This window comes from Nocardia jejuensis NBRC 103114, from assembly GCF_001613145.1.
In the GTDB taxonomy this organism is placed as follows: domain Bacteria; phylum Actinomycetota; class Actinomycetes; order Mycobacteriales; family Mycobacteriaceae; genus Nocardia; species Nocardia jejuensis.
Map to the genome: position 1 here is coordinate 38,659 of NZ_BDBU01000029.1, position 20,095 is coordinate 58,753.

Annotated in this window: 24 protein-coding genes; 12 read left to right on the plus strand and 12 right to left on the minus strand. The window is 67.8% G+C overall.

Features of this window, described 5'->3' with window-relative positions; translation table 11 throughout:
* Positions 1-284: 284 nt before the first annotated feature.
* The 7 genes from NJ1_RS23780 to NJ1_RS23810 all read right to left on the minus strand — a co-directional run bounded on the left by NJ1_RS23780 (position 285) and on the right by NJ1_RS23810 (position 6,958).
* Complete coding sequence (locus tag NJ1_RS23780) at positions 285-962, minus strand: MspA family porin (protein WP_067698103.1); 678 nt, start codon at positions 960-962, stop codon at positions 285-287.
* Positions 963-1,022: 60 nt separating this feature from the next.
* Positions 1,023-1,700, minus strand: coding sequence for an MspA family porin (locus NJ1_RS23785; RefSeq protein WP_067698166.1), 678 nt, complete (start codon positions 1,698-1,700; stop codon positions 1,023-1,025).
* A 349-nt stretch (positions 1,701-2,049) separates the two neighbouring features.
* Positions 2,050-2,265, minus strand: coding sequence for a hypothetical protein (locus tag NJ1_RS23790; RefSeq protein ID WP_067698105.1), 216 nt, complete (start codon positions 2,263-2,265; stop codon positions 2,050-2,052).
* Positions 2,262-2,753, minus strand: coding sequence for a MogA/MoaB family molybdenum cofactor biosynthesis protein (locus NJ1_RS23795; RefSeq protein ID WP_218025256.1), 492 nt, complete (start codon positions 2,751-2,753; stop codon positions 2,262-2,264). The genes NJ1_RS23790 and NJ1_RS23795 overlap by 4 nt, the downstream gene beginning before the upstream one ends.
* Positions 2,754-2,851: 98 nt before the next feature.
* The gene (locus NJ1_RS40245) at positions 2,852-4,033 is read right to left on the minus strand and encodes a S1C family serine protease (RefSeq protein WP_157574182.1); all 1,182 of its coding nucleotides are present in this window, start codon (positions 4,031-4,033) and stop codon (positions 2,852-2,854) included.
* Between the two features lie 766 nt (positions 4,034-4,799).
* A complete protein-coding gene (locus tag NJ1_RS23805; protein ID WP_084478712.1) occupies positions 4,800-6,179 on the minus strand; it encodes a sensor histidine kinase in 1,380 nt (459 codons plus the stop codon).
* Positions 6,180-6,271: 92 nt separating this feature from the next.
* Complete coding sequence (locus NJ1_RS23810) at positions 6,272-6,958, minus strand: response regulator transcription factor (RefSeq protein WP_067698173.1); 687 nt, start codon at positions 6,956-6,958, stop codon at positions 6,272-6,274.
* Positions 6,959-7,289: 331 nt separating this feature from the next.
* On the opposite strand from NJ1_RS23810, the gene NJ1_RS23815 reads away from it, so the two are divergent.
* From NJ1_RS23815 to NJ1_RS39345, 5 genes are all read left to right on the plus strand, one after another.
* Positions 7,290-10,256: a sensor histidine kinase gene (locus NJ1_RS23815; protein WP_245717557.1), complete on the plus strand. Its 2,967-nt coding sequence runs from the start codon at positions 7,290-7,292 to the stop codon at positions 10,254-10,256.
* Positions 10,253-10,660: a roadblock/LC7 domain-containing protein gene (locus NJ1_RS23820; protein WP_067698111.1), complete on the plus strand. Its 408-nt coding sequence runs from the start codon at positions 10,253-10,255 to the stop codon at positions 10,658-10,660. The genes NJ1_RS23815 and NJ1_RS23820 overlap by 4 nt, the downstream gene beginning before the upstream one ends.
* Positions 10,661-10,670: 10 nt before the next feature.
* A complete protein-coding gene (locus tag NJ1_RS23825; protein WP_067698113.1) occupies positions 10,671-11,045 on the plus strand; it encodes a DUF742 domain-containing protein in 375 nt (124 codons plus the stop codon).
* 91 nt (positions 11,046-11,136) lie between these two features.
* Positions 11,137-11,706 carry a GTP-binding protein gene (locus tag NJ1_RS23830; protein ID WP_067698175.1) on the plus strand — a complete coding sequence of 190 codons (570 nt, stop codon included), beginning with the start codon at positions 11,137-11,139 and terminating at the stop codon, positions 11,704-11,706.
* 68 nt (positions 11,707-11,774) lie between these two features.
* Positions 11,775-12,608, plus strand: coding sequence for an MHYT domain-containing protein (locus NJ1_RS39345; protein WP_067698115.1), 834 nt, complete (start codon positions 11,775-11,777; stop codon positions 12,606-12,608).
* A gap of 106 nt (positions 12,609-12,714) precedes the next feature.
* Here NJ1_RS39345 and NJ1_RS23840 read toward each other — a convergent pair whose 3' ends face one another.
* On the minus strand, positions 12,715-13,494 hold the full coding sequence (locus NJ1_RS23840; RefSeq protein WP_067698117.1) for a VOC family protein: 780 nt from the start codon (positions 13,492-13,494) through the stop codon (positions 12,715-12,717).
* A gap of 282 nt (positions 13,495-13,776) precedes the next feature.
* Between NJ1_RS23840 and NJ1_RS23845 the strand changes: the two genes are divergently transcribed.
* Together NJ1_RS23845 and NJ1_RS23850 are read left to right on the plus strand one after the other, a co-directional pair.
* Entirely contained in the window at positions 13,777-14,793 is a 1,017-nt protein-coding gene (locus NJ1_RS23845; protein ID WP_169813192.1) for a DUF1906 domain-containing protein, read from the plus strand.
* A gap of 366 nt (positions 14,794-15,159) precedes the next feature.
* On the plus strand, positions 15,160-15,384 hold the full coding sequence (locus NJ1_RS23850) for a hypothetical protein (protein ID WP_067698121.1): 225 nt from the start codon (positions 15,160-15,162) through the stop codon (positions 15,382-15,384).
* Positions 15,385-15,474: 90 nt separating this feature from the next.
* Here the strand turns inward: NJ1_RS23850 and rpmF are convergent, their stop codons facing one another.
* The 3 genes from rpmF to mrf are packed head-to-tail and all read right to left on the minus strand — an operon-like array spanning position 15,475 to position 17,278.
* Positions 15,475-15,648, minus strand: a complete 174-nt coding sequence (gene rpmF / locus NJ1_RS23855; RefSeq protein WP_067698123.1) for a 50S ribosomal protein L32 — start codon at positions 15,646-15,648, stop codon at positions 15,475-15,477.
* Positions 15,649-15,651: 3 nt separating this feature from the next.
* The gene (locus NJ1_RS23860) at positions 15,652-15,936 is read right to left on the minus strand and encodes a type B 50S ribosomal protein L31 (RefSeq protein ID WP_067698125.1); all 285 of its coding nucleotides are present in this window, start codon (positions 15,934-15,936) and stop codon (positions 15,652-15,654) included.
* Positions 15,937-15,940: 4 nt separating this feature from the next.
* The gene (mrf, locus tag NJ1_RS23865) at positions 15,941-17,278 is read right to left on the minus strand and encodes a ribosome hibernation factor-recruiting GTPase MRF (protein ID WP_245717558.1); all 1,338 of its coding nucleotides are present in this window, start codon (positions 17,276-17,278) and stop codon (positions 15,941-15,943) included.
* Between the two features lie 114 nt (positions 17,279-17,392).
* Here mrf and rpmB point away from each other — a divergent pair, with 114 nt between their 5' ends.
* The 4 genes from rpmB to rpsR are packed head-to-tail and all read left to right on the plus strand — an operon-like array spanning position 17,393 to position 18,407.
* Positions 17,393-17,629, plus strand: coding sequence for a 50S ribosomal protein L28 (gene rpmB, locus NJ1_RS23870; RefSeq protein WP_067698129.1), 237 nt, complete (start codon positions 17,393-17,395; stop codon positions 17,627-17,629).
* 11 nt (positions 17,630-17,640) lie between these two features.
* On the plus strand, positions 17,641-17,811 hold the full coding sequence (rpmG, locus tag NJ1_RS23875; protein ID WP_067698132.1) for a 50S ribosomal protein L33: 171 nt from the start codon (positions 17,641-17,643) through the stop codon (positions 17,809-17,811).
* Between the two features lies 1 nt (position 17,812).
* Positions 17,813-18,118, plus strand: coding sequence for a 30S ribosomal protein S14 (gene rpsN / locus NJ1_RS23880; protein WP_067698134.1), 306 nt, complete (start codon positions 17,813-17,815; stop codon positions 18,116-18,118).
* Between the two features lie 34 nt (positions 18,119-18,152).
* Positions 18,153-18,407, plus strand: a complete 255-nt coding sequence (rpsR, locus tag NJ1_RS23885; RefSeq protein ID WP_011211513.1) for a 30S ribosomal protein S18 — start codon at positions 18,153-18,155, stop codon at positions 18,405-18,407.
* Positions 18,408-18,842: 435 nt separating this feature from the next.
* Here rpsR and NJ1_RS23890 read toward each other — a convergent pair whose 3' ends face one another.
* Complete coding sequence (locus NJ1_RS23890; RefSeq protein ID WP_067698136.1) at positions 18,843-19,412, minus strand: LysM peptidoglycan-binding domain-containing protein; 570 nt, start codon at positions 19,410-19,412, stop codon at positions 18,843-18,845.
* 203 nt (positions 19,413-19,615) lie between these two features.
* Between NJ1_RS23890 and NJ1_RS39350 the strand changes: the two genes are divergently transcribed.
* Complete coding sequence (locus NJ1_RS39350) at positions 19,616-20,083, plus strand: hypothetical protein (protein ID WP_067698138.1); 468 nt, start codon at positions 19,616-19,618, stop codon at positions 20,081-20,083.
* Positions 20,084-20,095 lie beyond the last annotated feature (12 nt).

Here is a 20,095-nt window from a genome sequence, read left to right on the forward strand (position 1 = left end):
TTCAGCCCCGACCACCGGAGCCGAAATGGGTCTTGTCAAGCAAGCTCTCCGAGACCCAGGTAAGTGTGTCGCCACATTGTTGCCGCTGTGTTACTGCTAACAAATTCTTTATGTGATGCGACGTGGGGCACTTTACATCACAAGAGTGGTCCATGAGGCCGGAGAGAAGATGATCGATAGAGCTCGTACTCCTACCCGCAGGTAAGTGCCAATTGCCGTGGATAGCGAAAGGGGCCCGGCGCGAATAGCGCCGAGCCCCTTCGGGTTCTGTTCGGATCGAGCTGTCAGCCGAGGCTGAAGGGCTGTCCCCACAGGGTGACCGTGCTCATGACATTGTCGGTTTCCACCTGCACCGCGACGAACGCGCGGGCCTGAGCGTATCCACCGCAACCGGTCAGGCCGATGGTCTCGTCGGCCCATGTGACCGAGCCGTTGGAGCCCTGGAACTTGTTGCGGACGTAGTGCGTCTCGCTGCCGAAGTCATCGGCGGCTTCCTGATCCAGGACGTAGAACGCCTTGGACTGGCCGGGGCCCAGGGTCAGGTTGGCGCCGCTGGTCGCGCCGGTTCCGCCCTGATCGATCGCGCCCTGGTAGTCGGCGCCCGCGGTCGCACCCCCGGTGGCGCCGCCACCGGAGATGTTGACCTGGCAACCCACGACGTAACCCGGCACGATCTTGCCGCCGACGTTGTCGTTGGCTCCCGAGATCTGCACCTGCGCGCTGCCCGAGGCCCACGCGTTGCGGTGGACCGGGGTGGAGCCCAGCGACGGATTGATGTTGGCGGACTCGCCGACCAGGCGAACCGTTACCACGGTGCCGTCGGACAGCGTCTGGGTGATCTCGCCACCCGGCAGCGGCACGAAGGTATCGGCGTTGGCGGCGCCGGTGGAGAACAGGCCAAGGGCGGCGGTGGCGGCGAAGCCGACGCCGGCGGCGCGGGCCGCGGTCTTTCGGAAGTTCATCGTTGTTTCCCTCTGCGGTCGAATTCGCTTACGCGAGAAATGAATCGGGGTTGACCAACGTCAGCCGATGCTGAACGGCTGCCCGTAGAGGGTGGTCTTGGAGTAGTCGTCGCCGATGATCTCGACCACGGTGAAGGCCCGGGCCTGGGCGTAGCCCGCGCACCCCTGGACCTCGATCGGAACATCCTGGTATTCGACCGAGTACGTGCCGGCCTTCAGGATGTCCTTGCCGTTGAGGGCCACGAACTTGACCTCGCCCGGGCCGAGATTCAGGCCGACCGAGGCGCCCAGGCTGCCGCCCGAGAGGTTGACGCCGCCGGACACACCGGCCGAGATGGCGTTGTCGGCGATGTTCACCTGGCAACCGACGATGTAGCCGGTGGTCAGGCGCGAGGTGCCATGGGTGGAGGAGTTGTTGGAACCGGGTCCGTTGGCCGCGCCGTTCCAGGGGCCGACCTCGCCCTCGGGGGTGTTCGCGACGTCGGCGAAGACCTTGCCCGAGACCCACGCGGTGCGGCCCGCGCCATTGGCGGACAGCGACGGCGAGAGCACGGCGTGCTCGCCGACCCGGTTGATGGTGACGCCCGCCGGACTCGACTTCGAACCGTCCGGCAACGGTACGAAGGTGTCAGCGTTGGCGGCGCCGGTAGAAAACAGCCCGAAGGCCACGGACACAGCGGCTCCCGCGCCCGCGATTCGAGCCGCGTGACGCATTCCGCTGGTGCGGTTCTCCCTCATTCTTTCCCTCATCAGGTTGATGCGTACGGCTCCGACCACCGAAGCCGAAAAGAGGGTCACCACGGCGTCGAACGCCGCTCGAGCAAAGCTCGAGCGTGCTTACCAAAACTAATAGACCCGTAGGTTTGTTGACCCGACCGAGACCTTAGCCACAGCAGCAATTGATTGGCAACAGTGGGTCGCTCATGCGAAACGGACAATGTTTCCGCGCGACTGTGATTCGCGCCGCTGATCGGGAAGAAAGCCCGGGACACCACCGACGGGAATTAGAGAATGAGCACACTCAGCGCGATCGGCGTGATGTGCGAGATGCAACCGTGATAGGTCGAGATCCGACCGTGATAGCGGCTCAACCGTGGTGCGGGGGCACCTGGGAGCGCAGCCATTCGTCTCCGGACTGCCCGGAGTCCGGCTCGGGCGTCCGCTCGTCCTTGGTGGTGGACGGGAGATCGTCACCGAAGACGCGAGCCAGCCGGGCCCGCTCCTCGGGGGTCAGACGCGAGGACCCCGCCCGGCGCTGGGCCGGGCGGGGCTCGTGGGTGGAACGGTCCGGCTCGGAGGTCATTCCAGACCGGACAACTCGTCGATGACCTTGATAGCCAAGGGAGTCAGGGTGACCATGCCGTCGCGGATCGCGGCGCGCGAACCGGCCAGATTCACCACCAGGGTGCTGCCCGAGACGCCGGCCAGACCTCGGGACAGACCCGCGTCCAGCGAACCCGACGCCAGGCCGGACGCGCGCAGCGCCTCGCTGATGCCCAGAATCTCGCGATCGAGCACCTCCTCGGTGGCCTCGGGCGTGACATCGCGCGGTGAGGAGCCGGTGCCGCCGACGGAGATCACCAGATCGACGCCGCCGATGACCGCGGTGTTGAGCGCGTTGCGGATCTCCACCTCGTCGGCCTGGACCGACACCGAGGCGTCCACCAGGAAGCCGGCCTCGGTGAGTAGCTCGGTGACCAGCGGGCCCAGTGAATCCACGCCGCCGTGAGCGGTTCGATCGTCCACGACCACGACAAGAGCACGGCCCGCGACAGCGGCATCGATTTCCATGGTGCTCACCGTAGCGCCATTGTCCGACAACAGCTCCCAGCCCCCGTCCCGCGTGACGTGGATCGCCGGGATCGGCTCCCGTCCAGCTCCGCGATTCATCATCGGCCGCCCTCCACTACTGCCTCGCCGAGGGTGACCTCGACAGTTTTCTGGTTCTTGCCCTGATCGTCGGTGTAGGTCAGCTTGACCTTGTCACCCGGTCGGTGCGACCGCACGGCGGCGATGAGCGCGTTGCCCGAATCCACCACCTGGTCATCGAGTTTCGTGACGATGACGTTGTTCGGAACGCCCGCCTTGGCGGCCGGACCGTCGGCGGTCACCTCGAGCACGCGGGCGCCGTTCACGTCGTCCTGCGCCCGGACCTTCACGCCGATCTGCGCGTAGGTGGCCTTGCCGGTCTTGATCAGCTCATCGGCCACCCGGCGCGCGGTGTCGACCGGAATCGCGAAACCGAGGCCGATCGAACCGCTCTGCGAACCGGCCGCCTCGGCGGTGCCGAGCGTCGCGATGGCGGTGTTGATGCCGATCAGCTTGCCGTTCATATCGACCAGCGCACCACCGGAGTTGCCCGGGTTGATGGCGGCATCGGTCTGGATCGCGTCGATGACGGTGCCCTGCGCGCCCGGTTCACCGCTGGTGGACACCGGACGGTTGAGCGAGGAGACGATGCCGGTGGTCACGGTGCCGGCCAGGCCGAGCGGCGAACCGATCGCCACCACCGACTGCCCGACCTGCAGACCGCCCGAGGTACCGAGATCGACCGGGACCAGGCCCTGCTTGTCGGTGACCTTGATGACCGCCAGATCCGACACCGAATCCGCGCCGACCAGGGTGGCCGCGGCGGTGGTGCCGTCGCTGAAGGCCACCTCCATCTTGGCGTTCGGGCCCGCGCCGTTGACGACGTGATTGTTGGTGAGGATGAGCCCGTCGGTGGAGAGCACCACACCCGAGCCCTCCCCCTCGGCCCGGTTGCCCGCGACCCGGATCATGACCACGCTCGGGAGCACCTTCTGCGCCACCGACTGGACCGATCCCGCCGGGGCGTTGGCGACGTCCTTGCCCTTCACCGGGGCGTCGAGGGCATTGGTCACCGACGTGCCGCCGTTGTCGGAACGGGTGGCCAGCGAGCCCACCGCGCCGCCGATGCCGCCGCTGACCAGCGCCAGCGCCACCGCGCCCGCGACCAGTCCGGTGCTGAAGGACCGCTTCTTCGCCGGCGCGCCCGGTGCGCCCGCGTACGGTGCGCCCGGACCCCCGGGCTGTCCCGGACCGCTGCCCATGCCGAAGATCGGCTCGGTCGGGTTGTGCCCCGGTGCGGCCTGGCCGTACCCGGCCCCCGACGCCGGGTACGGCTGGCCGTACGCCTGATACTGGCCCGCGGGAATCTGCGCGGTGCCGGTGTGGTGCTGCCCGGCGCCGGACGGAAACTGTTGTGTCGCAGGATCACCCGAGGTCTGCGCGGCGCCGTAACCGGCCTGGCTCGCGCCGGGGCCGGACTGACCACCCCCGTACCCGGGCTGGGTCGCGCTGTAGCCGGGCTGGTTCGACTGGCTTGCGCTGTGGCCCGCCTGCGCGCCGTACGCAGCCTGTGCCGCGCCGAAACCCGCCGCGGCGCCGCCCTGACTCGCGGGCGTCGCGCTGTGCTGTTCCGGCGGCGTCGCGCTGTGCTGTTCGGGCGGCGTCGCGCTGTGCTCCGAGGGAGTCGCGCCGTACTGATGGGTGCCGGACTCCCCCGCGCCCGGGGCGGCGAAGCCGTCGAACGGCGACGCGGGTTCCTGAGCCTCGGCGCCGGGCTCTCGCCGTGCGAGGCGAGGAGTGTCCGGCTGCGCCTCGGACGGCGCGGGCTGCCGTGCCTGGGGCTGCTCGCCCTGCGGGTTGCCCTGCGGCTCGTCGGCGCCGGGGCCGTCGGTCTTCGAATCCTCGGTCATGTTCTCGCTTCTCCTCGAGTCTCGTGCCAAGCCTGGCGGTGACGACTGAGAGTGGACTGAGACCGTGCTTGCATTTCGCCGAGCTTTTTCCGTGCCGAGCACCCCTTGTGGGGTCGGCTCAGGTCCCAGGGACCGCCGGCGGTACACCTTCGCCAGGCAGAACGATACGGATCAGCGCGCCGCCGCGTTCGGAACCGTCGATCGTGATGGTGCCACCGTGCTTGGTCACCACCTGTTTCACGATGGCCAGGCCGAGGCCGGAACCGGGCATCGAGCGGGACACCGTGGTCCGATAGAAGCGCTCGAAGACCAGTTCGCGTTCGGCGGGCGGGATGCCGGGCCCGGCGTCGTCGACGGTGAACTCCAGCAGGCCGCGTCCGGACTCCTGCATGCGGACCGACACGATTCCGCCCGCAGGGCTCCATTTGGCGGCGTTGTCGAGCACGTTCAGGATGGCCCGCTCGAGTGCGGCCTCGTGTCCGTAGACGAACCACGGTCGCAATTGCGCCTCGAACTCGATGCCGGTGCGCCGGCGGCGAGCCCGCTCGAGCGCGCGCTCGGCCACCTCACCGATATCGACCTGCTCGTAGGTGGTGTCGGGTGCGTCCTCCCGCGCCAGATCCACCAGATCGCCCACCAGCGTGGACAATTCCTCGATCTGCGCCATCACGTCCGAGCGCAGTTCGGCCATGTCCTCGTCCGGGATGCGCGGTGCGCCCGGACGCGAGGAGGCGATGAGCAGTTCCATGTTCGTGCGCAACGAGGTGAGCGGCGTCTTGAGCTCATGACCCGCGTCGGCCACCAATCTTCGCTGCCGCTCCCGGGATTCGGCCAGCGCGCGCAGCATGGCGTTGAAACTCTCTGTGAGCCTGGCGAGTTCGTCGTCGCCGGTCACCGGAATGGGGGTCAGATCGTCGGTGCGGGCCACGCGTTCGGTGGCGGCGGTGAGCCGGGCGATCGGCCGCAAACCGGTGCGCCCCACCGCGGTTCCGGCCGCGGCGGCCAGCATGACGCCGCAGCCGCCGACCACGAACAGCAGCCACGCCAGCCGGTCGAGCACCTCCCGGGTGGGCTGCAGGCGCTGCGACACCACCAGGGTGGAACCGGAATGCGTGCGCCGGGCCAGCACCCGCTGATTGTCGACGGTGCGCAGCGAGGAATCGATCTCACCGCGCGCCACCGCCAATTCCTGTGTGCCCACAGGCGGATTCGTGGTCTGCGGCGGGACGTACGGCGACAGGTCCGGGAAGATCAGCGCGACGCCGACGTCGTTGGAGTACAGCCCCGCCAGCACGATCGACTGGAAGCCGAGACTGTCGAAGTTGTTGTCGATCATCAGCGACGCCCGCGCGCGCAATTGCGAATCCACATCCGCGTACAGCGAGCGCGCCACCATCGCGTAGGCGGCGATGGAGGTGAAGGCGACGGCCACCGCCACCACCGAGGCCGCCAGCAGCGTCACCCGCCAGCGCAGCGACACCGACCTGGTCAGCGGCATGGGCGGCCGGAGTTCGACCGCCTCGCCACGCTGTTGCGCGAGCCCGGCGACCACCGGACGTCGTGGAACGGTTCTACCCACGAGCCCGATCCCTACGGCGGGGTCTCGCGCAGCACGTAACCGACGCCGCGCACGGTGTGGATGAGCCGCGGTTCGCTCTCGGCCTCGGTCTTACGGCGCAGATAGCCGATGTACACCTCGAGGGCGTTGCCGGACGTGGGGAAGTCGTAGCCCCACACCTCCTCCAGGATGCGGCTGCGGGTGAGCACCCGGCGCGGATTGGCCATCAACATCTCCAGCAGCGAGAACTCGGTGCGGGTGAGGCTGATCTGCCGTTCGCCGCGCCAGATCTCGCGCGTGACCGGGTCCAACGACAGGTCCCCGAACGTCATGGTCTCCGACGATTCGGCGTTGTCGACGGTGGTGCGGCGCAGCAGGGCGCGCAACCGGGCCAGCAGTTCCTCCAGAGCGAAGGGCTTGGGCAGGTAGTCGTCGGCGCCCGCGTCCAGTCCGGCCACCCGCTCGGACACCGAATCCCGCGCCGTGAGTACCAGAATCGGCAGATCGTCGCCGGTGCTGCGCAGCCGACGGCACACCTCGAGGCCGTCCAGGCGGGGCATCATCACATCGAGAACCAGGGCATCAGGGCGCTGACCGGCGGTCTTCTCGAGGGCATCGAGACCGTCGACGGCGAGATCGACCGTGTACCCGTTGAAGGTCAGCGAACGACGCAGGGATTCGCGAACCGCCCTGTCGTCGTCGACTACCAGAATGCGCATGGCTTCCAGTCTGCCCACAGCGACTGAGAGGTGACTGAGAAGGGTCACTTCGACACGCCGAGTGACTTGGGCGGGTGACCTGCGTGTTTCACGGAGTCCTCCGGAAAGCCTTCGTGTGCGCACCTGTCGCTGTTCGAAACACGTTGTGGCAACGCCGCATTCGGAGTCTCTTACAACGAGTTGCTCGAATTGCCGTTACTCAGCTCACGCGGTATGTTGCAGGCCGTACAAAAAGACCTCTAGTTGGTTCCGCGCGGGTATCTGCCCCAAAGCCGTACAACCGCATAAGACCCGGGGGTCACTTCTTGAAAGCGGAGGCGACGGAAGCGGGATGGAAGCTGCCCCTCGGTCTTGGCAATTCAGCCTGTCCAACTGGCCCGTAACCCGCAAGGTCGGCATCGTGCTGGTCCTGCCGGTGCTCTTGGCCGCAACCTTCGCGGTTCTGCGAATCAACTCCGAGTTGCAGGTTCTCTCGAAGCTCGGTGCGGGTTCGGATCAGTCCGAAGTGCTGATGCCAATCGTTAATTTCATAACCACCACAGACGATCTCGCGGTCACCGCCATCTCGGACTGGGGCAGTCAAGACACCAGCCCCGCCATGGCCACCGCCACTACGAAGTTCGATCAGGCCGTCGCCAAACTGGAATCCCAGTTGCGGGTCACCAATCTCGATCCGGCGATCACCAAGCAGGTGAGCCAGGCCGTCACCAGCGCCCAGACCATGCGCAACGGTCTGCGCTCCAGTTCTCCCCAGGCGCTCGGGGATCAGGCGGCGGAAGTCTCGTCTCTGGTTCAGACCGCGCTCGCCAGTTCGCCCTCGATCGGCGATATGCGCGTGCAGCAGTCGTTCCTGCAGTTCGGTTCCGCGCTGGCCGCACGATCGACCCTGACGCAGGAACGCGTCATGCTCGCTATTCCGGACGGAAGCAAGAACCCCGTCCTGAGCACCAAACTGCTCACCACCATCGGCGCCGAGCTCACCATGATCGAGGTCTATCGCGGCCTGATCCCGGGCGACGCGGCCAACGCGGACGTGCTCAAGGACGCCGCGAGCACCCGCATCGGCATTCTGATGCAGGGCATCCCGGATCCGGGCCTGCTGCCCGTGATGCAGGATTCGCTGCGCAAGAGCGTCGACGCGTACACCGAAGAAGTCACGCGGGTCTCCGCCTCGATGGACGCCAAGCTGGGCGTGCTGACCACCGAGGCGCGCAACAACGTGCTCCGTGACACCTCGCTGGTGATCGGCGTGCTGCTCGCGGGTCTGGCCATCGCCCTCGTGGTGGCCCGCTCGCTGGTCGTCCCGGTTCGCCGCCTGCGGCGCGACGCGCTGCAGGTCGCGCACATCGACCTGCCGCAGGAGTTGGAACTCGTGCGCGCCGGTGGCGTCACGCCCGACATCACGCCGGTCGACGTGCACACCACCGAGGAAATCGGCCAGCTGGCCCGAGCCGTCGACGACATCCACGCCCAGGCGCTGCACCTCGCCGCCGATCAGGCGCGATTGCGCCTGCAGATCGGCAGCATGTTCGAGACCCTTTCCCGCCGTAGCCAATCGCTCGTCGAACAGCAGCTGACGCTGATCGAGGAACTGGAACGCGACGAGGACGACTCCGAACGCCTGCAGAGCCTGTTCCGTCTGGACCACCTCGCCACCCGCATGCGCCGTAACGGCGACAACCTGCTGGTGCTGGCCGGAACCGCGCTGCGCCGTGGCCATCTGGCGCCGGTGCCGCTGTCGGACATGCTCTGGTCCTCGGTCTCCCAGGTGGAGGACTACCAGCGCGTCGAGATCGGCACCGTGCCCGACGGCATCGTCGCCGGCGAACCGGCCGTCGATATCGAGCACCTGCTGGCCGAGCTGATCGACAACGCGCTGCGCTACTCCCCGCCCTCGACCCCGGTCGCGGTCTCGGTGGCACGCGCGGTGGACGGCGGCTATCTGATCGAGATCACCGACCGCGGCCTCGGCATGAACGCCGAAGACCTGCAGTCGATCAACGACCGGCTCGCCTCCGGTGGCGAGGTCAATGTCGAAACGGCCCGCCGCATGGGTCTCTTCGTCGTCGGCCGACTCGCCAAGCGGCACAACATCACCGTCAGCCTGCGCCGCACCTCGGCGATGGTGCAGCAGCCGGGCATCACCGCGAGCGTGCATCTGCCGGGCACCCTGGTCTCGCCCGCGCCGGATCGCGGCGGGGACAACACCGGGCAGTTCCCGGTCACCGCCGCACTGCCGATCTCGCCCAGCGTGGCGACCGCCGGAGCGGGAGCGGCCTCCGGACCGCAGCCCGCCATCACGCCGCCGCGGCTCATGCCGGTGCCGAACCTGCCGAACCAGCCCGAACCGGTTTCGGCCGGCGGTCCGAACACCGGACGCTTCGGCGTCACCAGTTCGGGACTGCCGCAACGCAAATCGCCGGGCGACACCGGTGAGCAGCCGGTGTACTCGGAGATCCGCAGCGAGAAGTTCGATCGCTTCTCCGACGGATTCACCGACGCGTTCAGCGACTCGACCGACACCAGCGTCTACAACATCGTCACCCCGCAGCCGGAAACGGCTGCGGCACAGCCGGAACCGCAGGTCGACTTCTGGGGCAACGGCGGACAGGCCGATCAGCGGCCCGACACCGTGCCTCCCGCCGGTGGCAACCGCGGCGGTAGCGAAGACGGCTACGGCAGCTCGTTCGAGAACGGCTACAGCGCGTTCGGCGGCGGAACACCGGTGAGCGCCGGGGCCGGGAGCAGCACCGGAAACGGCGGCACTCCCGCGAACGGTTCCTACGTCACCGGCTCGTTCCGTGGGGACAACGTCGATACCGGGAACGGTGGATTCGCCCCTGCCGGAAACGGCGGTGCCGCTCCCGCCGGAAACGGCAACGGCGCGAACAGCACTCGCGGTGACGCCGCCGCGCCCGCGGCGCAGCAGCGTCCCGGTGCACCGCAGCCCGGGCTGCGCCCGGTCGGCGAGGCGCCGACCCCGATCTATCAGCGAATGGTTTCCGAGTGGCTGGTGGAACCCGCGGCGGGTGGCCAGTCCGGCGCGGCCTGGTCGTCGTCCTCGGACGCCGGGTGGGCGGCGGCCGAGGAGGCCGCCAATCCGGCCACCACCGACCGCACCCAGGGTGGGCTTCCGATCCGCAGGCCGGGCGCGCAGCTCGTGCCGGGCGCGGTGACGCAGGAAGACGAAAGCGCCCCCCTGAATCCGGACGAGATCCGCAACAGCCTGACCAGGCATCTGAGCGGCGTCCGCTCCGGACGGGCCGACTCCCAGTACAACGACGGAGGGCATGCATGACCGACACTCAGCGCACCACGACAGATGAGAATCTGAACTGGCTGGTCACTCGATTCACCCGGGAGGTTCCGGGCGTCTCGCACGCTGTCCTGGTCTCGGCCGACGGTCTGCTACAGGCCACCAGCCCGCACCTACCGGCCGATCGCGGCGAGCAGCTGGCCGCGGTCACCGCCGGACTGGCCAGCCTGTCCGCGGGTGCGGCCCAGCTGTTCGAGGGCGGCAAGGTGATGCAGTCCATCGTCGAGATGCAACGCGGCTACCTACTGGTCATGACCGTCGGCAACGGCTCGCACCTCGCGGTGCTGGCCAACAAGCAGCACGACATCGGTCGGATCGGCTACGAGATGGCGTTGCTGGTCGACCGGGTCGGGTCTGTGGTTCAGGCCACCGCCCGCACTGCCTGATGAGGCGAACATGAGCACTCCCAATGGGGCGGGCGGTGGCCGGCCGCCGACACGCGTTCGCCCCTATGCCTTGACCTCCGGCCGCACCGAGCCGGCGGTCGAACTGCCGCTCGAGGCGGTCGTCGAAACCCTTTCCTACACCGCGCATTTCGACTGGCCCGCGGGTGACGTTCGCACCGAGATCCTGCGGATGGGCACCGCCCGGCTGTCGGTCGCGGAAATCGCGGCCCACCTGCAGCGTCCGCTCGGCATGATCCGGGTCGTCATCGGTGATCTCGTCGTCGCCGGAACCCTGCGTGTGCATTCAACTTTGAGCGACCAGGCAAGCGTCGACGAGCGCCGATCCCTGATGGAGAGGACTCTGCATGGACTCCGGGCCCTTTGACGGCGGGGGCTACAGCGGCGCGCCGGGCTACCCCGGCGGTGGCAACGCGATCGCACCGCAATACCCGCCGCGGCCGGGCGAAGAGGTCCGCGTGGCCTCGACCAAGATCGTGGTGGCCGGTGGCTTCGGCGCGGGCAAGACCACCTTCGTAGGCGCGGTCACCGAGATCGTGCCGCTGCGCACCGAGGCCATGGTCACCGGCATGTCGGACGGCGTCGACGACCTCGCCGCCACGCCCGGCAAGGAAACCACCACGGTGGCCATGGATTTCGGGCGCATCATCCTGCCGGGGAACCTGGTGCTGTACCTGTTCGGCACGCCCGGACAGCGCCGCTTCTGGTTCATGTGGGACGACCTGATCAAGGGCGCCATCGGCGCGGTGGTCCTGGTCGACACCCGGCGCATCGAGGACAGCTTCGCGGCCGTGGACTTCTTCGAGTCCAAGTCGCTGCCGTTCCTCATCGCGGTCAACCGCTTCCCGGACGCGCCCCGCTTCCCGGTCGCGGAACTGCGCGAGGCGCTCAGTGTCCGCGACACCGTGCCGATCGTGGACATCGACGCCCGTGATCCCGTCGAGGTGCGGAGGGCACTGGCGGCGGTCACCGAGTACGCGATCGAACGGCTGATGGCCGCGCAGCGCGAAACAGCCCGGCGCGGCTAGGAATTCGGCAGCTCGGGACGATGGACGCGTGAAGTAGGACGCACGCGCAAAGAAGGCAGGGGTTCTGGGTGATCTACTTCTCGATGGGCTACTGGGTCATCGGTCTGGCACTGATCGTCTCGGTGGCGGGGGCGTCCTGCGGGTTCGCCTGCATCCGCCAATCGACCAAATCGGTGACAGCCCGATTCCGGCTGGTCTGGGTGTTCGTCGCGGCCAGCTCCATCGGCGGCGTCGGGGTGGCCATGCCGGTGTTCATCACCATGCTCGGCTTCGAGATGCGCGGCGGGCAGTTGCGCTATGACACCGTGCTGACCACGGTGTTCACCGTGCTGTCCGGCGTCGCGGTGCTGGCCGCGCTGGTCATCGCGGGCAGGTCCGTGAACTGGATCCGGCTCGGCATCGGCGCGGTGGTGATGGCGGCCGGAATCGGCACCGCACACCTGCTGCTGCTGTCCGGAATTCAGGTGCAGGGCAGCACCGATCGCAGTGTGGTCTCGCTCGTCGCGGTGTACGTGATCGCACTCGCGCTCTCGGCCCTGATGCTGTGGTTCAGCCTCACGGCGCGCTCGGTGCCGATCCTGATGGCCGGCGCCGTCGCGTACGCGATCCTGGTGCTCGGCATGCACTACGCCGGGCTGACCGGACTCGAGGTCCACCTCAACGGCACCGCCGCGACACCGGAGGGCCAGGCGCTCTTCGACTTCTTCGTGCCGTTCTTCATCGTCGGCTCGATGGCGCTCACGATTCCGATCACCGCCATCCTGGTCGCCCCCGACCGGCGCGAGGCCCGGCAGGCGCCGGTCCTCGCCGATCCCGAAGCCACACACAGCCCTTCGCTGGCGGTGGCGTCGCAGAACGCGGCGGCACAGCAGGGCGCGCGGCCCGCACAATCAGTGCGCTGATCACCACTTCGGCACGCAGTGCGTGCCGTACCCCGGGCCGGGTCGCCATGGCGACCCGGCCCGAATCATGTGGCGGCGCAGAGCATGTCAGGACACCGCGCGGTGCTCAGACCTGTTTCGGCTCCAGCAGTGCGAACGGTTCGCCCTGCGGCGCGGCCAGGATCGCCATGCGGCCCCACGGACCGTCCTCGGCGGGCACGAGCACGGTCGCGCCGAGTTCGGCCGCCCGCGTGAGCCCCTCGTCGATGCCGTCGTACTGGAACCAGCTGAGCCAGTAGGGCGGTCCCGGGAGTTCGCCGTTCACGGTGTCGTCGCTGATGCCGCCGACCGCCTCGGACCGGCCGGGCGGCGTGAACGCCACGTAAGCCAGTGCCGGATCGTCGAATTCGGTGAAGGTGAAGTCGAACACCCTGGCGTAGAACGTCTTCGCCGCCTCGAAGTCGCCGGTGTGCAGATCGTTCCAGATGTACGCGCCGTGCTCGTTGTGCACCGCCGCGCCGTTGTGCGCCCGCGCCTCCCACACCGCGAAGGGCGCACCGGCCGGATCGGCGGCCACGAACATGCGCCCGAACTCCATGACGTCGAAGGGCGGCACCAGCATTCGCCCACCGGCCGCCGTGATCCGCTCGGCGCAGGCATCGGCGGCGTCGACCGCGAAGTAGGTGGTCCAGGCCGAGGGCGCGCCCGCCTCGGGTTTCGGGCCGATCCCCGCGGCGGCCTGGCCGTCGCGCAGGGCCATGAGATACAGCCCGTTCTCCTCGCCGCCGCCCCGGATGTCCCAGCCGAAGAGTTCCGAATAGAACTCACCCGCCTTGACCGGGTCGTCGACCTGGCAATCGATCCAGCACGGTGTGCCAGGGGGCCACGCGTCACCGCGTACCGGCATCGGTCCTCCTCGTCTCGTTCCGCCTCTCCGCGACTTCGGCACCGGCTCTGAGCCGGCCGCCACTCGTGCATGCCTGCGTCCGGTTGCGGCCGATCACATCTCGACCGTCCCGGTCGAACCACCCCGACCATGCGAAAAAGGTTGTCGCGGTCTCCTGTGGCGGCCAGTCAACCACGCTGGTACAGGTGCGAGAGGGCTTCGCCCAAGTTGAGGTCTTTCGGCAGGAATCGGACTTATCGATTGCCTCCCCGCCGCCGCGCCGGGCGAATTACAGTGGGTGTCATGCGTTTCGGGCTGGATTACGCCGCAGGCCGTCCCGCCGCGAGCGCGATCCGCGCGGCCGGTTTCGATTTCGTGGTGCGCTATCTGTCTTCGGGCGGGCCGAGCCTGCCGGGCAAACTCCTCACGCCCGCCGAGGCGGACGATTTACGCGCACACGGTGTTTCGATCGTGTCCAACTGGGAGACCACCGCGGCGCGCATGCTGGACGGCTTCGGCGCCGGCGTCACCGACGCGCGGGCCGCGCAGGCGCAGGTGCTGCGGTGCGGCGGCCGCACGGACCGCCCGATCTACTTCTCCGCCGATTTCGACGCCACCCCGCAGCAGCAGGGGCCGATCAACGCCTACCTCGACGGCGCCGCGACCGTGATCGGTCGCGCGAATGTCGGCATCTACGGCGGGTATTGGCCGTTGAGCCGGGCCTTGGACGCCGGCACCGCGACCTGGGCGTGGCAGACCATCGCCTGGTCCGGCGCGAATCTCGAGCCACGCCGGTCGATCCTGCAGACCGGCCGGCAGGTGTACGTGGACGGCGTCGAGTGCGACGTGAACGAGACCGATCGACTCGATTTCGGCCAGTGGGATTTCGAACAGGAGGAAGCAGACTTGACGCCCGAACAGGACGAAATTCTGCGCGACATTCAGACGCAGCTGCGCGGCCCGGGACTCTCGGGCTGGCCACAGCTCGGTGACGACGCGCAGGGCCACCATCGCACCGTGGTGGACGCGCTCGGCGCGGCGCTGACCCGCATCGACGAATTACGCACGGAGGTCAGCGACCTCGAGGCGACGACCGCCGAGCTGTCGGACGAGGTCGCACGTCTGTCCGGTCGGCACTGGCCGTTCCCCTTCTCGCTCATCGAGGGTCCGGCCACCGTGGTGGCCGAACAGTTGGCGAAGCTGGAACAGCTGCTTCCCGACCTGCCGCTGCCCGGCTGGGGCGAGGGCCCTAACGGACATTCCACCAAAGTCGCTCAAAGCGGACAGATTGCCGGATCGGACGACCGGATAGAGGTCTAGGACAGCCGTTTTGGTTGAAATGCCGGATTTAGTACGGCGCTGTCGCAAATGCCTTGTGCGCGAGGGATGTGCGAGCGGGATGTGCCGCCGCACGCGTCGGCGATGAGGTCGGTGAACCGCCCCCTGAAGTGGCGATGAGCGGGTTCTTCTGTATTCAGAAGAACCCGCCCTCAGTGCACGAGAATACCGTCGCAAGGGCACGAATTCACAACTTTGAGAAGACTTTTTCAAACCCTTCACATCACCGGGCGACCGGTTCACAGCCGACGCACAGACGAGCAACACATCGGCAGATCTATGGTGACGCAGCCACTTTCCCGCTATCGTCGGCCATGTCCCATCATGCTCTAACCCAGGAGGCATTCCGTGGCCGTCAGCGTGGTACTCGACAAGGCTCTCGACAAGGCCTATGAAGGCAAAGAACTCGCGGAGATTCTCGCCGCGCCGCCGTCGGCTCTGGCCGGCCTCACCGAGAAGCACGACACCCAACTGCTCGAGGCCCTCGGTGTGAAGACCATCGCCGACCTCGGCAAGAACAAATTCTTCCGGCTCGCGGCGACCCTGGTCGACCTCGAGACCAAGGCGGGCTGAGCCACTTCACGGGCTCGTCTCCCGGTCGGAGACGCGAGAGGCCCGGGGGCCGGACCCCCGAGCCTCTCGCACCGCGGCGGCCGCGCGCGATCAGATCCTGTCGAGGTCGATCAGACCGCTGCGCACCGCCCGCACCAGGCGGCGCGGAACCTGCCGCACCACACCGGCAACCGTGACCGGCACCAGATCCGGCGGGGTCGCCTTCCATTGCGAACGGCGGCTGCGGGTATTCGATCGCGACATCCGCCGCTTCGGGACAGCCATCTCTCAGTTCTCCTGTCGATCGGTCGAATTGTTACCGGCGCGTACGCGTTTGCCGTAGCGGCGTTCGAACTTCTCCACCCGTCCCGCGGTATCGAGCAGTCGCTGCGCGCCCGTCCAGAACGGATGCGAATCGGCGGTCACGTCGACCACGAGCAGCGGATAGGTATTGCCGTCCGACCATTCGACGGTTCGATCCGAGACCGCGGTCGATCGCGTGAGGAATTGCTTTCCGGTACTGCCGTCCTGGAAGACGACCGGATGGTAATCGGGGTGGATTCCTGGCTTCATCGCATCACCTTTCGTTCTTCCGGGTGTTGCCGTCACCGGACACCGGAGTCGATTTCGTTGTGTCGCACGGTTCCTCGTGCTGATCACCGAACGGGTCCTCCCACAGCGCGACCCGCTCGGGCGCGAACCGCACCTGGCGCAGTTCGTCCTCGTCCACCAGCGCCCAGTGCAGGGCGTGCCGGATCTCCTGGGCGTCGGCCTCGTGGACCAGCACCACCATCGAGGTGTGCCGATCGCCGAAGTGCTCGTGCCAGCGCAGCGCGGCCATGGTCCGGCGCTCCGGATCGACCTGCTCGAGTTCCTCGGAAGTCATGGCGGCCAGCCACTTTCCGGCCCCGCCGATCCGCATCCCCCCACCGGCGGACTCCAGCCACACCACTTCCCCGGGCTGGGTGGCCAGCCACACCCGCCCGCGCGCACTCACCACACCGTCCAGCAGGACGTCGATCGCCGAGTGCAGCCGCTCCGGATGGAACGGCCGATCGGTGGCGAATTCCAGCAGTGTGACACCACAATCCGGCTCCAGCGGGGGCATCCCGCGCAGCAGTGAGGCATGCGGATCGAAGCCCTCGCCGCGGCGCGCGTTCGCCGGAACGCGGCGGCACAGCCAGGTGAGATCGGCGGCGGTCAGGGTGCGCGGCTCGTCGGTCCAGGCGATCGGCGCCGCCGGCGCCAGGCGCGCGAGCACCGCGCCGGTCCGCATCCGCACCTCGGGATCGGCTCCGGAGTCGAAACCGATGAGTGCGTCGGCGAATTCGACCTGACCGACCGCCAGCTGCGCGATGGTCCGGTCGTCGTCGGTGGTGGCGTGCCCCCGTTCGGCGAGCGTCTCGTCACCGGTGGCGTCGGCCAGCCAGTCCCGGCCGTCGAGGCAGGCCAGCACCGATTCGATGCGCACGTTGTTCCCGGCCGGACCGTCGACCCGGCCGACGACACCGCTCACCACCACGTCGGCGATGGCCTGGCACACCGCGTCCGCCTCGAAGGCCGGATCCAGCGCCAGCACGATGCGGCGGACCGAATCACGTTGAGCCAGCAGGCACAGGAACGGCAGCAGGTCCTTGCGGAGTGTGCAGGACACGCAACCGTGCGCGAGCTCCAGGACCGAGATCGTTTCTCGGCCGTCGAGCCGCACGGTCCGGCGTACGACGCCTTCGCGCAGCTCCCGCAGGTCGTGGCGGACCACGACGGTGCCGGGCTCCTGGCTCAGCAGTTGCGCGGCGGCCTCGACGCCGTCGGCGGCGCGGCCGGGGAGTCCCGCGAGCACCAGCACGGGCGTGCGGCGATCGAACCCGGCCGCCGAGTCGGGCTGATGCGCCGGATGCGGCATGGGATGGGACATCACCGATCCCCCTTTCGACAACGATTTTCATTTACCGAGGGCTCAGCGTACATTGGAATTTCTTCGTTGTCGAAAACGATTGTCATATGCAGCAACACTGGAAGGAAGTGCCCCATGTCGGCTATCTGCCAGGTCACCGGCCGCAAGCCGGGCTTCGGCAAGTCCGTCTCACATTCGCACAAGCGAACCAACCGGCGCTGGGACCCCAACATCCAGCGCAAGACCTACTACCTGCCCGCCGAGGACCGCCGCATCACGCTGAGGGTCTCCGCCAAGGGCATCAAGACCATCGACCGCGACGGCATCGAAGCGGTCGTCGCGCGGCTGCGCGCCCGCGGCGAGAAGATCTGAAGGGGCCTCACATGGCATCGAAATCGACCGATATCCGCCCGATCATCAAGCTGAAGTCCACCGCCGGGACCGGGTACACCTACGTCACCCGCAAGAACCGGCGCAACGATCCGGACCGCTTGGTGCTGCGCAAGTACGACCCCGTCGTGCGCCGGCACGTCGACTTCCGCGAGGACCGCTGACATGGCCAAGAAGTCGAAGATCGTCAAGAACGACGAGCGCCGCGAGATCGTCGCGCGCTATGCCGAGCGACGTGCGGAACTGAAAGAGATCATCCGCAAACCCTCCAGTTCCGACGAGGCGCGGGTGGCGGCGCAGACCGCCCTGGCCCGGCTGCCGCGCGATGCCAGTCCGGTACGCTTGCGCAATCGGGACGCCGCGGACGGACGCCCGCGCGGTCACCTCCGGAAGTTCGGGCTCTCGCGAATACGCGTACGCGAGATGGCCCACCGGGGCGAATTGCCCGGTGTACACAAATCGAGTTGGTAGAAATCCACAGATCTGTGAGTAAGGAACCGCTGACATGGCAGTGAAGCGAGCACCGTCGAAGAAGGTCCGAGCCGAGCAGGCCCGTCGCCCCAAGAAGAATCCACTCATCGCGGCCGGCATCGAGACCGTCGACTACAAGGACGTGAACCTGCTGCGCACGTTCATCTCCGACCGCGGCAAGATCCGCAGCCGCCGAGTGACCGGCCTCACCCCGCAGCAGCAGCGACAGGTCGCCGTCGCGGTGAAGAACGCGCGCGAAATGGCGTTGCTGCCGTTCACGAGCCGGTAGGGCTCGTTCACTCGTGGAGTGAAAAACCATGGGCCCCAGATGTTTACACATCTGGGGCCCGATGCGTGCAGGTAGGAGAGAATCCCCCGAAGCTCGCGAAAGCGGGCGGGATCCCGGGCGGTGAATCGGGTGGTCCCGCTCGCGAGCCCGCCGCGCTGCAACCAGGCGGCACTGCGACCGGGCAATACTGCGACTGATCGGCACTGCCCCCGGACAACACTGCAACCGTCGGCACTGCCCCCGGACAACACTGCAACCGTCGGCACTGCCCCCGGACAACACTGCGACCGGAGGACACTGCTGACGCTGAGCACTGTTGAGCGATGCTTTCCCGCGAAGCACGAAGCGCCCCCGGTGTTTTCACACCGGGGGCGCTTCTGCTGACTTGTCCGGGGACGTGCCCCGAGCACGGTGGGCCTGAGCCCGGCGCTCAGATCACGGGATGGTGAGGACCTGGCCCGGGTTGATGAGATCCGGGTTGTCGATGCCGCTGGCGTTGGCGATCTCCTGGTAGCGGTTGCCGTCACCGTAGAAGCGCTCGGCGATCGCCCACAGGGTGTCGCCCGGCTCGACCGTGTAGGTCTGCGCGGCCGGAGCCGGGGGCGGCGGCGGGGGCGCGTCCTCGACGGCGGCGGCCTGGGTGACCGGCTCCTCCGGGGCCTCGAGCGGGTTGTCGGTGTTGGTGCCGGTGGACCAGACGGAGCTACCGTCGCCGGCGTACAGCACGACATTGCGGTCCGGCTGGACGACGAGGCGATCGGCGCCCTTGCCGTCGGTGCCGGTGGACCACTCGGCGCCGTCGTCCTTGTAGAGCACGAAATTGCCGTCAGCCTGCAGGGTCGCGCGCTTGACGCCCTTGCCATTGGTGCCGGAGGCCCACACGACATTGCCGCTGGGCTCGGACAACACGAGGTTGCCGTCATCTTGCAGAGTCAAAGAGTAAGCGCCGCCTTTGAGCGCCTCCCCGAGACCGAGTTCTTCGCCGACTTTCAACGAGTCGCCCACGGTGGGTCCTTTCCGAAGGGGAAAACTACAGGTAAGTCGATGGCACGGAACTGCATTCGCACATCTCGTTCGAGGCTACGTGCTCCTGCCCGGTCACCGCTGGGATTACGCGCCGTGAGATCGGATAATTTGGCTCACTGTCGCTGGATGTTCGCTATGGCGTCACAACTGCGCCGACCGGTCCGGCGGTTAGGGTGGTCGCCATGTACGCGAACAGTCGCCGCCGTCTACTCGCAGCCACCGCCATCGCATTTCTCAGCGTCTCCGTCGCGGCCTGCGGAAACTCGGATTCCAACGGCGACAAGTCGAAATCCTCCACCACGTCGGCCGGCGACACCACCGCCGCGGGCCCCACCGAGGCCACCGGCGGCAGCATCGGCCGGACCTTCACCGCCGACCCGAGCATCGTCAGCCCGCACCCCATCGTGTTCGACAGCTGGACTCGCGTAGCGCCCGACAAGATCTCGGTGAACTTCCAGACCGGATCGCCGGAATGCTATGGCGTGGACGCCACTACGACCGAAACCGACTCCACGGTGACCGTCGAACTGCGCGGCGGCACGCTGCCCAGCGCGGTGGGCAAGATGTGCACCATGATCGCCGTCTTCGGCAGCCTGGAGATCCCGCTGAAGGCCCCGCTGGGTGATCGTAAAGTCGTCAGCGCCAACTGATCTCGGCCACCG

Excerpts from the sequence above, each read along its gene's own strand:
- NJ1_RS39350 (WP_067698138.1), top strand. The coding sequence starts at position 19,616 with ATGTACGCGAACAGTCGCCGCCGTCTACTCGCAGCCACCGCCATCGCA.
- NJ1_RS23815 (WP_245717557.1), top strand. The coding sequence starts at position 7,290 with ATGGAAGCTGCCCCTCGGTCTTGGCAATTCAGCCTGTCCAACTGGCCC.
- NJ1_RS23790 (WP_067698105.1), bottom strand. The coding sequence starts at position 2,265 with ATGACCTCCGAGCCGGACCGTTCCACCCACGAGCCCCGCCCGGCCCAG.
- NJ1_RS23785 (WP_067698166.1), bottom strand. The coding sequence starts at position 1,700 with ATGAGGGAGAACCGCACCAGCGGAATGCGTCACGCGGCTCGAATCGCG.
- rpsN (WP_067698134.1), top strand. The coding sequence starts at position 17,813 with ATGGCCAAGAAGTCGAAGATCGTCAAGAACGACGAGCGCCGCGAGATC.
- rpmF (WP_067698123.1), bottom strand. The coding sequence starts at position 15,648 with ATGGCTGTCCCGAAGCGGCGGATGTCGCGATCGAATACCCGCAGCCGC.
- rpsR (WP_011211513.1), top strand. The coding sequence starts at position 18,153 with ATGGCAGTGAAGCGAGCACCGTCGAAGAAGGTCCGAGCCGAGCAGGCC.
- NJ1_RS23810 (WP_067698173.1), bottom strand. The coding sequence starts at position 6,958 with ATGCGCATTCTGGTAGTCGACGACGACAGGGCGGTTCGCGAATCCCTG.
- NJ1_RS23780 (WP_067698103.1), bottom strand. The coding sequence starts at position 962 with ATGAACTTCCGAAAGACCGCGGCCCGCGCCGCCGGCGTCGGCTTCGCC.
- NJ1_RS23860 (WP_067698125.1), bottom strand. The coding sequence starts at position 15,936 with ATGAAGCCAGGAATCCACCCCGATTACCATCCGGTCGTCTTCCAGGAC.
- rpmB (WP_067698129.1), top strand. The coding sequence starts at position 17,393 with ATGTCGGCTATCTGCCAGGTCACCGGCCGCAAGCCGGGCTTCGGCAAG.
- NJ1_RS23840 (WP_067698117.1), bottom strand. The coding sequence starts at position 13,494 with ATGCCGGTACGCGGTGACGCGTGGCCCCCTGGCACACCGTGCTGGATC.
- NJ1_RS23805 (WP_084478712.1), bottom strand. The coding sequence starts at position 6,179 with ATGCCGCTGACCAGGTCGGTGTCGCTGCGCTGGCGGGTGACGCTGCTG.
- mrf (WP_245717558.1), bottom strand. The coding sequence starts at position 17,278 with ATGTCCCATCCCATGCCGCATCCGGCGCATCAGCCCGACTCGGCGGCC.
- NJ1_RS23845 (WP_169813192.1), top strand. The coding sequence starts at position 13,777 with ATGCGTTTCGGGCTGGATTACGCCGCAGGCCGTCCCGCCGCGAGCGCG.
- NJ1_RS23820 (WP_067698111.1), top strand. The coding sequence starts at position 10,253 with ATGACCGACACTCAGCGCACCACGACAGATGAGAATCTGAACTGGCTG.
- NJ1_RS23825 (WP_067698113.1), top strand. The coding sequence starts at position 10,671 with ATGAGCACTCCCAATGGGGCGGGCGGTGGCCGGCCGCCGACACGCGTT.
- rpmG (WP_067698132.1), top strand. The coding sequence starts at position 17,641 with ATGGCATCGAAATCGACCGATATCCGCCCGATCATCAAGCTGAAGTCC.
- NJ1_RS23795 (WP_218025256.1), bottom strand. The coding sequence starts at position 2,753 with ATGGAAATCGATGCCGCTGTCGCGGGCCGTGCTCTTGTCGTGGTCGTG.
- NJ1_RS40245 (WP_157574182.1), bottom strand. The coding sequence starts at position 4,033 with ATGGGCAGCGGTCCGGGACAGCCCGGGGGTCCGGGCGCACCGTACGCG.